This window comes from Actinomadura sp. WMMB 499 (assembly GCF_008824145.1).
GTDB lineage: Bacteria > Actinomycetota > Actinomycetes > Streptosporangiales > Streptosporangiaceae > Spirillospora.
In genome coordinates this window covers 6,710,239-6,723,251 of the sequence record NZ_CP044407.1, presented here as the reverse complement: position 1 = coordinate 6,723,251, position 13,013 = coordinate 6,710,239, and the positions used below count along the sequence as shown (strand labels likewise).

Below are 13,013 nucleotides of genomic sequence, written 5' to 3'. Positions count from 1 at the left end.
CCCGGCGGGCGCCGACCCGATCGACGTGGGCGGCCTCTACCGGGACCTGGACCGGCGCGGCTGCGACTACGGTCCCGCGTTCCAGAACGTCACGGCGGCCTGGCGGCACGGCGACGACCTCTACGCCGACATCACGCTCCCCGAGGACGTCGACACCGGCGGGTACGGGATCCACCCGGCGCTCCTGGACGCCGCCCTCCACCCGGCGGTCTTCGCCGCGCTCGGCGGCGGGGCCCACGACGCAGGCGGGGAGAGCGGGCCGCCCCTCCCGTTCTCCTTCACCGGTACCCGGCTGGACGCCGCCGGCGCGTCCGCGCTCCGGGCCCGCGTCCGGCCGGGCGGCGACGGCCGGTACGAGGTCACGCTCTTCGACGCGGCCGGCGCACAAGTCGCGGCGGTGCGGTCGCTGACCCTGCGGCCGCCCCGCGGCCTGCGGTCGGCGGGCCCGCGGCCGCGCGGTTCGCTGTTCGAGCCGCGCTGGACACCCGTTCCGGCGCAGGCCGCGCCGGTCGCGGGCGAGTGGGCGACGCTGGGCGGCCCGCCCGTCGAGACGGACGGTCCCGCGCGGGTCCGCCCGTATCCGGACCTGTCCGCGCTCCGCGCCGCGCTCGAGTCCGGGGCCCCGGTTCCCGGCGTCGTGCTGGCCCCGGTCGCCGAGTCGCAAGGCGACCCCGCGGCGGACGCGCACACCGCCACCCGCGAGACGCTCGCGCTGCTGCAGGAGTGGCTGGACGACGACCGGTTCAGCGCATGCACGCTGGCGATCGTCACCCGCGGCGCCGTCGCCGCCGTCCCGGGCGAGGGCGTCGGCGACGCGGCGCACGCGGCGGTCTGGGGCCTGCTGCGCACCGCGCAGACCGAGCATCCCGACCGTTTCGTCCTTCTCGACCTGGACGATCGGACGGGCGGCGCCGCCGCGATCGGGGCGGCGCTCGGCACCGGCGAGCCCCAGCTCGCGATGCGCGACGGCCGGATGCTCGCGCCACGGCTGGCCCGTACCGTCCCGTCCCTGGACGTCCGGCTCGACCCCGGCGGGACCGTGCTGGTCACCGGCGGCACCGGGAAGCTGGGCGCGCTGGTCGCCCGGCATCTGGTGACCGCGCACGGCGTCGGCCGGCTGCTGCTGGTCAGCCGGTCCGGGCCGGACGCGCCCGGCGCCGCCGACCTGGCGGCGGAGCTGACCGGGCTCGGGGCGCGGACGACCGTCGCGTCCTGCGACGTCACCGATCCGGGGGAGCTGTCGAAGCTGCTGGCGGCCGTCCCCCGGGAGCATCCGCTGACGGCCGTGATCCACGCCGCCGGCGTCGTGGACGTCACGACGCTCACCGAGCTGACCCCCGAGGCGCTGGCGACGGTGCTGACGCCCAAGGTCGACGCGGCATGGCAACTGCACCGGCATACCCGCGACCTGGACCTCGGCGCGTTCGTCCTGTTCTCCTCCATCGCGGGGACGCTCGGGATCGCCGGGCAGGCCAACTACGCCGCCGCGAACACCTTCCTGGACGCCCTCGCCCACCACCGGCACGCCATGGGGCTGCCCGCCACCAGCATGGTGTGGGGGCTGTGGGCGGACGAGGGCGGCATGAGCAGCCGGATCTCCGACGCGGCGCTGACCCGGATGGCCCGCGACGGCTTCCCGCCGCTGACCGCGGACGAAGGGCTGGAACTCTTCGACGCGGCACTGGCGACCGGCCATCCGGTGGTCGTCCCGGCCCACATCGACGCGGCCGCCGTCGGCGCGCGGGCGAACGGCGCCGGAACCGTCCCGCCGCTGCTGCGGGACCTGGTCCGGGTGACGCCGCGGCGCGCGATCGGCGCCCCGGCCGCCGGGACCTCCGCACCGCGGCCCCTCGCCGACCGGCTCCGCGCGCTCGGCGAGGCCGAGCAGCGCAGCATCCTCATGGAACTGGTCCGGACCGGGACGGCCGCGGTCCTCGGGCACGCCGAGCCCGGCGGCATCGCCGCCGACCACGCGTTCAAGGACCTCGGCATCGACTCGCTCACCGCCGTCCACCTGCGCAACCGGCTCAACGCGGAGACCGGCCTGCAACTGGCCACCACCGTGGTGTTCGACCATCCCACCCCGGCCGCCATCGTGCGCCATCTCCGCGCCGAGCTGCTGCCCGCCGCATCGGGCGAGCCGCTGGCCGAGGCGATCGACCTGCTGGAGACGGCCGTCGACGGCACCGAACCGGACGACGCGCAGCGCTTCGACATCACGATCCGGCTGGAGAACCTGCTGGCCCGGCTGCAGAACCGGCCGGACTCCGACGACGAGGTGGACGACCTCGACACGGCCACCGACGACGAACTGTTCGAGGCACTCGACCAGGAACTGCGGAGCTCCCAGTTCGACTAGCGCGAGACGGCCTTCAGCGAGGGGGTAAGGGCACATGCAGAACGAAGAGAAGCTCAGGACCTACCTGAAGCGGGCGACCTCCGACCTTCGCCACGTCCGCCGGCGCCTGCAGGAGGTCGAGGAACGGGCCCGAGAGCCGATCGCGATCGTCTCGATGGGGTGCCGGTACCCGGGCGGGGTTGCGTCCCCCGAGGACCTGTGGACCTTGGTCAGCGACGAGCGCGACGCCATCGGCCCGTTCCCCGACAACCGGGGCTGGGACCTGGACACCCTGTTCGACCCCGATCCGGATCGTCCCGGAACCTCCTACGCCCGCGAAGGCGGATTCGTCCACGACGCCGACCGGTTCGACGCGTCCTTCTTCGGGATTTCCCCCCGCGAAGCGACCGCGATGGACCCCCAGCAGCGGCTCCTGCTCGAAGTCGCCTGGGAAACCCTCGAACGCGCCGGCATCGACCCCACCTCGCTGCACGAGTCCAAGACGGGTGTCTACACGGGCGTCATCACGCAGGACTACGGCCCGCCAGTGGGCCGGGCCCTCGCCGCGCACGAGGGCTACCTGCTGATGACCAACGGCGGCAGCGTGGCCTCCGGGCGCATCGCCTACACGCTCGGCCTGCAAGGCCCGGCCGTGACCGTGGACACGGCCTGCTCGTCCTCGCTGGTGGCCCTGCACCTCGCCGCCCAGGCCCTCCGCAACGGCGAATGCGACCTGGCGCTGGCGGGCGGCGCGACCGTGATGACGACGCCCGCGATGTTCATCGGGTTCAGCCGCCAGCGCGGCCTGGCCGCGAACGCCCGCTGCAAGTCGTTCGCCGCCGCCGCCGACGGGACGGCCGGCGCGGAAGGCGTCGGCCTCGTGCTGCTGGAACGGCTGTCGGAGGCGCAGCGGAACGGGCACGAGGTGCTGGCGGTCATCACCGGCTCGGCGGTGAACCAGGACGGCGCCAGCAACGGCCTCTCCGCACCCAACGGCCCGTCGCAGGAACGCGTCATCCGGCAGGCCCTCGCCGAGGCCCGCCTCACCTCCGATCAGGTCGACATCGTCGAGGCCCACGGCACCGGCACCGCCCTCGGCGACCCCATTGAGGCCAACGCGCTCCTGGCGACCTACGGGCAGAACCGCGGCGACGGAGAGCCGCTCTACCTCGGATCACTGAAGTCGAACATCGGTCACGCGCAGGCCGCAGCGGGAATCGCCGGGGTCATCAAAATGGTGCAGGCGCTCCGCCACCGGCGCATGCCGAGAACTCTGCACGTCGACGAACCGTCCCCCGGAATCAAGTGGGAGTCGGGGGCGGTCGAACTGCTCACCGAGGCGCGCGACTGGCCCGCCGTCTCCGACCGTCCCCGACGTGCGGCCGTGTCGTCCTTCGGAATCAGCGGCACCAACGCCCACCTGGTAATCGAGGAATGCGCAACTCCGGCCCCGGTGAATGCGAAGGTCGAATCCCCAGCGAGAGTCGATGATCTAATCGCGTGGCCGTTGTCAGCGAAGTCGGAACCAGCCCTGCGCGCTTATGCCCGGCAACTCCGAACCTGGCTGGCCGAACACCCCCACACCGACCTGAACGACATCGGCTACTCCCTCGCCGCCACCCGCACCACCTTCGACCACCGCGCCATCATCACCGGCACCACCACCCAAGACTTCGAAGAAGCCCTCAACGCCCTCGCCACCGGCCGACAAGCACCCAACCTCACCGCCGGAACCGCCACCCCACCCACCGGAACCACCGCCTTCCTGTTCACCGGACAAGGCGCCCAATGGGCCGGCATGGGCCACGACCTCTACCGAACTCACCCCCACTTCGCCGCCCACATCGACCACATCAGCGAACACTTCAACCCCCACCTGACGGTTCCCCTCCAAACCGTCATGTTCGCCACCCCCGACCAACCCGAAGCCCAACTCATCCACGACACCACCTACACCCAACCCGCACTGTTCACCCTCGAAACCGCCCTCACCCACCTCCTGGCCGACTGGGGCATCACCCCCCACCACCTCGCCGGCCACTCCATCGGCGAAATCACCGCCGCACACATCACCGGCACCCTCACCCTCCAACACGCCACCACCCTCATCACCCACCGCGCCCACCTCATCAACACCACACCCCCCCACACCGGCGCCATGCACGCCACCAACGCCCCCCTCCCCCTCCTAGAAAAACTCCTCAACGACCACCCCGACACCAGCATCGCCGCACACAACTCCCCCACCTCCACCACCATCTCCGGCAACCACACCACCCTCCAAAAAATCACCCAACAACTCCGCGAAGACGGCTACAAAACCACCCCACTCACCGTCTCCCACGCCTTCCACTCACCCGCCATGGACCCCATCCTCGACCCCTTCCACGAAATCGCCGAACAACTCCAATACCAGCCCCCCACCACCCCCCTCATCTCCAACCTCACCGGACAACCCGCCACACCCGAACAACTCACCGACCCCCACTACTGGACCCGACACCTCCGCCAACCCGTCCAATGGGCCACCACCATCGACCACCTCCAACACAACGGCACCACCACCTACATCGAAATCGGACCCCACCCCACCCTCACCCCACCCACCGAACAAACACTCACCCAACCCCACACACAAACCCACCCCACCCTCCACAAAAACAACCCCCACCAACTCCTCACCACCCTCACCAACCTCCACACCCAAGGCCACACCACCCACTGGCCCACCAACCTCTACGGACCCAACCCACAACCCACCAACCTCCCCACCTACCCATTCCAACGCGAAAGCCACTGGCTACACGGAACGATCAATTCCGGAGACGTTTCAACCGTCGGCCAATCACCCAGCGACCACCCATTCCTGGGGGCCGCCACCGAAGTTCCTGCCACCGGCGGGCTGCTGTTCACCGGACGGCTCTCACAACGCACCCACCCGTGGATGTCCGACCATGCGGTCAACGGAACCGTCCTGCTCCCCGGCACCGCACTGGTCGACCTCGCGCTTCACGCAGGTGCCCACGCCGATGTACCGCGCATCGAGGACCTCACCCTCGAACGGCCGCTGCTTCTGCCCGAGAAGGCGTCGGCCGACATCCAGGTCGCCCTCGACCCGCCCGACGACGACGGACGGCGCGCGATCAGCGTCCACTCCCGCACGTCCGACGGCCCCTGGCTCCGCCACGCCACCGGCACTCTCGCCCCGGACACCGGCGCCGCACCGGACGACACGTCCGCCGAACCGCCCGCCGACGCCACACCCATCGACATCACCGGCCTCTACGACGACCTCGCCGACCGCGGCTACCACTACGGCCCCGCCTTCCAGAACCTCACCGCAGCCTGGCGACACGGCGACGACCTCTACGCCCACATCACCCTCCCCGACGGCACCGACACCACCGGACACCTCATCCACCCCGCCCTCCTCGACGCAGCGCTTCACGCTCTGGCGCTCGCGGGGGATTCGGAAGGTGTTGCGAAGCTCCCGTTCTCCTGGGAGAACGTCGGTCTGCACGCCACCGGCGCGGTGGCTCTGCGCGTCCACTTGCGTGCCACCGGCCCCGATCAGGCCCGCGTCACCGCCACCGACGACCGCGGCACTCTCGTCGCCACCATCGGCGCCCTCACTTTGCGGGCCGTCCCGGAGTCGCAGCTCGGCACGTCCGGGCCCGCCCAGCGCAGCGGACTGCTGGTGCTCGAGTGGGAAGCGCGGGAGCCCGACAACGCGGCCCTCGATACCTGTGTGCTCCTGGGGAACGGTGACGAGGCCTTCTCCGGTCTCGTCCGCGAGAAGTACGCCGACCTGGACGCCCTCTCCGATGCGCTGGACGCCGGGGCCCCGCGCCCGGACGTCGCGCTATGGGCCTGCCCCGGTACGGACTTCGATGACGTGCCCGCCGCCACCCATGCCGTCGCCGCGCGGACGCTGTCGCTGGTGCAGGGCTGGCTCGCGGACGAGCGGCTGGCCGACAGCCGCCTGGTGATCGTGACGCGCGGGGCCGTGGCCGCCATGAGCGGCGACGCGGTCGACGAGCCGGCCCAGGCGTCGGCATGGGGACTGCTGCGTACGGCGCAGACCGAGAACCCGGACCGGTTCACCCTGCTCGACCTCGACGCGGCACCCGAGTCGGTCAACGCACTCCGGACCGTGCTGACCGGCGCCGACGCGCCCCAGCTCGCCGTCCGCCGGGGCCGGGTCCGCGCGCCTCGGCTCGTCCGCGCCGCTCTCGACGGCGCCGCCGCCGGTTCGGCTCTCAACGCGAAGGGCACCGTGCTGATCACCGGCGGCACCGGCACGCTCGGCATGCTCCTCGCCCGCCACCTGGCCGACCGCGACCGGCACGGCGTCGAGCACCTGCTCCTGGCCAGCCGCTCCGGGCCCGACGCCCCCGGCGCAGCGGACCTGCAAGACGAACTCGGCGACCGGGTCACCATCACCGCCTGCGACACCTCCGACCCGGACGCGCTGGCCGCGCTGCTGGCCGCCGTCCCCGCCGAGCATCCGCTGACCGCCGTCGTCCACGCCGCCGGAACCCTCGACGACGCACTCACCACCGACCTGACCCCCGACCACCTCGACCGGGTCCTCACCCCCAAAGCCGACACCGCCTGGCACCTGCACCACCTCACCCGCCACATGAACCTGGACGCCTTCGTCCTGTTCTCCTCCCTCGCCGGCACCCTCGGCACCCCCGGCCAAGCCAACTACGCCGCCGCCAACACCTTCCTCGACGCCCTGGCCCACCACCGCCACACCCAAGGCCTCCCCGCCACCAGCCTGGCGTGGGGCGCGTGGCAGGAGACGAGCGCGATGACGGCCGGGCTGACCGAGGGCGACCGGGCGCGGCTGGCCAGGTTCGGGGGCGAGCCGCTCGAGACCGAGCGAGCGCTGGAGCTGTTCGACCTCGCCGTCGGCAGCGGACTGCCCGCGCTCGCCGCCACGCGGCTCGATCCCTCGCGCGGCGGCGGACATCCGCTGCTGCGGGTGACGGCCTCCGGAACGTCCCGGCGCCCGGTCGCGGCCGCCGCCGCGCCCGCGCCCGCCGACCTGTCCCTTGACGAGTTGCTGCTGCTCGTCCAGAGCACCGCCGCGACGGTCCTGGGGCACTCCGATGCGCGGGCCGTCGACCCCGACGACACGTTCAAGGAAGCGGGGTTCGACTCGCTGATCGCCGTCGAGATGCGCAACCGGATCGGCGAGGCGGTAGGCCTGCGGCTGCCCGCGGCCGTCGTCTTCGACCGTCCGACTCCCCGCGCGCTGGCTGCCGACCTCCACGAACGACTCCGTCCCGAGCCTGTCGACCCTGGTGCGGCGCTCCTCGAAGCGCTCGACGGGTTCGCCGAACTCGCCTCGTCCGCGGAAGTGCCGGACACCCGGCACACCGAGATCGCCATCCGTATCAAGGACCTGCTCAGGACCTGGAACGCCCGCCGCACATCAGGGGACGAACCCGCCGCTTCCGAGTCCGCTCCCGCCACCGACGAAGAACTGTTCGAGCTGCTCGACACCGAGTTCCGCAGCCACTGACCGACGGTCCGTCTCTGCCAAGGGATCTTCGAGATGACAAACGAGGACAAGCTTCGCGCCTACCTCCAGCGGGCGTCGGTCGATCTCCGCGAGACCCGGCACCGGCTGCGTGAGCTCGAGGACCGGGCGTCGGAGCCGATCGCGATCGTGGGGATGGGGTGCCGGTATCCGGGCGGGGTGGAGTCCCCCGAGGACCTGTGGTCCCTGGTCAGCGACGAGCGCGACGCCATCGGCCCGTTCCCCGGCAACCGGGGCTGGGACCTGGAGTCGCTGTTCGACTCCGACCCCGATCACCACGGGACGTCCTACGCCCGCGAGGGCGGGTTCCTGCATGACGCCGACCGGTTCGACGCGTCCTTCTTCGGGATCTCCCCCGCGAAGCGACCGCGATGGATCCCCAGCAGCGGCTCCTGCTCGAAGTCGCCTGGGAAACCCTCGAACGCGCCGGCATCGACCCCACCACCCTCAAGGGGACGTCGACCGGGGTCTACACCGGCGTGATGTACCACGACTACGGCTCTCGGCTCACGCCGCCGCCCGAAGGATACGAGGGCTACATCGGCAACGGCAGCGCGGGCAGCGTCGCCTCGGGCCGGGTCGCGTACACCCTCGGTTTGCAGGGTCCCGCGGTGACGGTGGACACGGCCTGCTCGTCGTCGCTCGTCGCCCTGCACTTCGCGGCGCACGCCCTCCGCAACGGCGAATGCGACCTCGCACTCGCGGGCGGCGTGACGGTCATGTCCACACCCAACACGTTCCTCGAGTTCAGCCGGCAGCGCGGTTTGGCCGCCGACGGACGATGCAAGTCCTTCTCGTCCTCCGCCGACGGCACCGGCTGGTCGGAGGGCGCCGGACTGCTGCTGCTGGAACGCCTGTCGGACGCGCAACGCAACGGCCATCGGATCCTCGCGGTCGTCACCGGCTCCGCCGTCAACCAGGACGGCGCCAGCAACGGCCTCACCGCACCCAACGGGCCCTCCCAGGAACGCGTCATCCACCAGGCCCTCGCCAGTGCCCAACTGACCGTGGACCAGGTGGACGCGGTCGAGGCCCACGGCACGGGTACCGCGCTGGGCGACCCCATCGAGGCGACCGCCCTGCTCGCGACCTACGGGCAGAACCGTCCCGAGGACCGGCCGCTGCAGCTGGGGTCGATCAAGTCGAACATCGGCCACACCCAGGCCGCCGCCGGTGCCGCCGGGGTCATCAAGATGGTGCAGGCCCTCCAGCACCGGCGGCTCCCCCGGACCCTGCACTCCGAGGAGCCGACCACCGAAGTCGATTGGGCGTCCGGCGCCGTCTCGCTGCTCACCGAGGCCCGCGACTGGCCCACCGCCTCCGACCGTCCCCGCCGCGCGGCCGTATCGTCCTTCGGCGTCAGCGGGACGAACGCCCACATCATCGTCCAGGAAGCTCCGGGACTCGAAGCCCCCGAGCCCGAACCGGAGCCCCGAACCCCGGTCGCCTGGCCCCTGTCGGCCCGGACCGAGGCCGCGCTTCGCCAGCAGGCCCGCCGCCTGCACACCTGGCTCACCCACCACCCCGAAACCGTCCCCGCCGACGTCGGCCACACCCTGGCCACCGGCCGGACGAGGCTGGAACACCGCGCCGTCATCACCGGCACCACCACCGAAGACTTCCGCACCGACCTCCAAGCCCTCGCCGACAACCACGACGCCCCCAACCTCACGGTCGGCTCCGCCCCCAAAACCACGGGCAAGACGGTGTTCGTCTTCCCCGGCCAAGGCAGCCAATGGGCCGCCATGGCCAACAGCCTGCTGGAAACCTCCCCGATCTTCCGCGACCACATCACCGCCTGCCACGCGGCCCTGGCACCCCACACCGACTGGTCACTGCTCGCGCTCCTTCGCAACGACCCCGACGCTCCCTCGCTTGAGCGCACCGACGTCGTCCAACCCGCCCTGTTCGCAGTGATGACCGGACTGGCCGCACTCTGGCAAGCCCACGGCGTCCACCCCGACGCCGTCATCGGCCACTCCCAAGGCGAGATCGCCGCCGCCTACACCGCCGGAGCCCTCACCCTCCAAGACGCCGCCGCCATCATCGCCGAACGCAGCAAGACCCTGGCGAAACACACCGCCCCCGGCGCCATGGCCTCGGTCGCTCTGCCCGCCGAACAACTCGGTTCGCTGCCCTGCTGGAACGACCAACTCCACATCGCCGCCGTCAACGGCCCCTCCACCACCGTCGTCTCCGGCACCCCCGACGCCATCGACGCGTTGCGGGCCCACTGCGACAACGTGAACCTCCACGCCCGCAAGATCCCCGTCGACTACGCCTCCCACTCCCCCGCCGTCGAAGCGCTCAAAGAACACCTGATCGCTCCCCTCACCGGCATCACACCGCAGACAGCATCAACCGCGTTCTACTCCACCGTCACCGGACACCCGCTGGACACCCGCGAACTGGACGGCGAGTACTGGTACCGCAACCTGCGCGAACCCGTCCTGCTCCACCCCACCGTCGAAGCGCTCCTCAACGACGGGCACACCACCTTCATCGAGGTCAGCCCCCACCCCGTACTCACCCCCGCCATCCAGCAAACCCTCGAACCGCACCCCGACGCCCACACCTCCGGCACCCTGCGCCGCGACCACGGCAGCCTGGAGCAGTTCCTCACCGCCACCGCCGAGATCCATGTCCAGGGGACCGCGGTCACCTGGCCGTTCCCCGACACCGCCCGCGCGGTCGAGCTGCCCACCTACCCCTTCGAGCGCGACACCTACTGGCTGCACACACCCGGCGGCACCGACGTGTCCGCCCTCGGGCAGGCACCCGGCGACCATCCCTTCCTCGGCGCCGCCATCGACATCTCCCACACCGGCGCCCACCTGTTCACCGGACGCCTCTCACCCCGCACCCACCCATGGCTGACCGACCACGCCGTCAACGCAACCACCCTGCTCCCCGGCACCGCACTGGTCGACCTCGCACTCCACACCGGCTCCCACACCGGCACCCCCCACATCGAAGACCTCACCCTCGAAACACCACTCCCCCTCCCCGACCACACCGGCATCGACATCCAAGTCGCCCTCGACCCGCCAGACAGCGACGGACGACGGCCGATCAGCATCCACTCGCGCACGTCCGACGAACCGTGGGTTCGTCACGTCACCGGTACTCTCGCGCCGCACACCACTGCATCGAGCGAACCGTCCACGGAAGCGCCCAGCGACGCCACCCCCATCGATGTGTCCCGGCTGTACGAAGACCTCGCCGATCGCGGATACCTCTACGGTCCGGCCTTCCAGAACCTCACCGCAGCCTGGCGGCACGGCGACGACATCTACGCAGACGTAGCCTTCCCCGACGACAGCGTCAGCCCTGGGCACTCGATCCACCCCGCGCTCCTCGATGCAGCACTTCACCCGCTGGTGTTCACCGCCGTTTCCTCGGGCGAGGAGATCAAGCTGCCGTTCTCGTGGGAGAACGTCACACTGCGCTCCACCGGGGCATCCACGCTGCGCGTCCGGCTGCAGCCCACCGGCCCGGACCAGTTCCGCATCACTGCCGCCGACGAGCAGGGCGCTCCCGTCGCCACGATCGGCGCGCTCACCGTGCGGTCCCTAACGCCTGAGCAGTTGAGTGTCGGCACCAATCTGCACAACTCGCTGTTCCGCCTCGATTGGCAGCGCCTCTCCGTACCAGCGCGCTCGATCGCCAGCACCGGTGGCACCGTCTGGGAGGTACCGGCCACTCCGGCCGAGGACGTTCTGAAGGGCGTCCGAGACCTGGCCCATCAGGCGCTCGGCCGACTCCAAGACGTCCTCGCCACCGACGAACTACTGACCGTCGTGACCCGGGGTGCCGTCTCCACCGGCCCCGACGACCCCGTGACCGACCTCGGACACGCCGCCATCTGGGGACTGATCCGCAGCGCCCAAAACGAACACCCCGACCGCATCACCCTCATCGACACCGACACCACCACCACACCCACCACCACCACCGAACCCCAAACCGCCATCCGCAACGGCCAGACCTTCGCCCCCCGCCTCACACGCCCCACCACCCGCACCGGGGAGCGCCCCCCGCTCAATCCCGACGGCACCATCCTCATCACCGGCGGCACCGGAACCATCGGCACACTCCTCGCCCGCCACCTCGCCGAACACCACGGCGCCCGACACCTCCTCCTGGCCAGCCGCTCCGGCCCCAACGCCCCCACAGCAGCCGACCTACAGCACCAACTCGGCGACCGCGTCACCATCACCGCCTGCGACACCAGCGACCCCGACGCACTCGCCGCACTCCTGGCCACCGTCCCCGCCGAACACCCCCTCACCGCCGTCATCCACACCGCCGGAACCCTCGACGACGCACTCACCACCGACCTCACCCCCACCACCTCGACCGGGTCCTCACCCCCAAAGCCGACACCGCCTGGCACCTGCACCACCTCACCCGCCACATGAACCTGGACGCCTTCGTCCTGTTCTCCTCACTCGCCGGCACCCTCGGCACCCCCGGCCAAGCCAACTACGCCGCCGCCAACACCTTCCTCGACGCCCTCGCCCACCACCGCCACACCCAAAACCTCCCCGCCACCAGCCTCGCCTGGACCCTCTGGGAAGACACCACCGATCTCACCCAGCACCTCACCACCACCGACCAAACTCGCCTCCAACGCACCGGCCTCACACCACTCACCACCCAGCACGCCCTCGAACTCTTCGACACCGCCCTCACCCACGACCACCCCACACTCATCCCCGCCCCCATCAACACCCGCACACTCCGCGAACACCCCGACCCACATCCACTGCTGCGGGGCCTCGTTCCAACCACCGTCCGGCGGCCGATCGTCGCAGCGGAGTCCGCGGGACACACACTCGAGCAACTCCTGGCGGCCATCCGTACCCACACTGCTTCGGTCCTGGGGCATGCGAACCCGGGCGATGTTCCCACCGACGAGGCGTTCAAGGAACTGGGATTCGACTCCCTCACGGCGGTCGAGCTGCGCAACCGGCTCGCCAAGGCGACCGGGCTGCGACTCCCGGCCACGCTGATCTTCAACCACCCCACACCGCAGAACCTCGCCCAGTACCTCCACGACCGGCTCGCCCCGAGCACCACCGCCAGCCCCGACACCACCCGGACGGGCACCGGTGACCACTC

2 protein-coding genes and 1 pseudogene are annotated in these 13,013 nt (G+C 71.2%); all 3 read left to right on the top strand.

The window, feature by feature from the left end; genetic code table 11:
* Positions 1–25: 25 nt before the first annotated feature.
* The 3 genes and pseudogenes from F7P10_RS45580 (at position 26) to F7P10_RS30320 (ending at position 12,904) form a co-directional block, all read left to right on the top strand.
* Positions 26–2,359, top strand: coding sequence for a type I polyketide synthase (locus F7P10_RS45580; RefSeq protein WP_368077429.1), 2,334 nt, complete (start codon positions 26–28; stop codon positions 2,357–2,359).
* A 34-nt stretch (positions 2,360–2,393) separates the two neighbouring features.
* Positions 2,394–7,871, top strand: coding sequence for a type I polyketide synthase (locus F7P10_RS30330; protein WP_151014477.1), 5,478 nt, complete (start codon positions 2,394–2,396; stop codon positions 7,869–7,871).
* 33 nt (positions 7,872–7,904) lie between these two features.
* Positions 7,905–12,904 (top strand): annotated as a pseudogene (locus tag F7P10_RS30320) (type I polyketide synthase).
* Positions 12,905–13,013 lie beyond the last annotated feature (109 nt).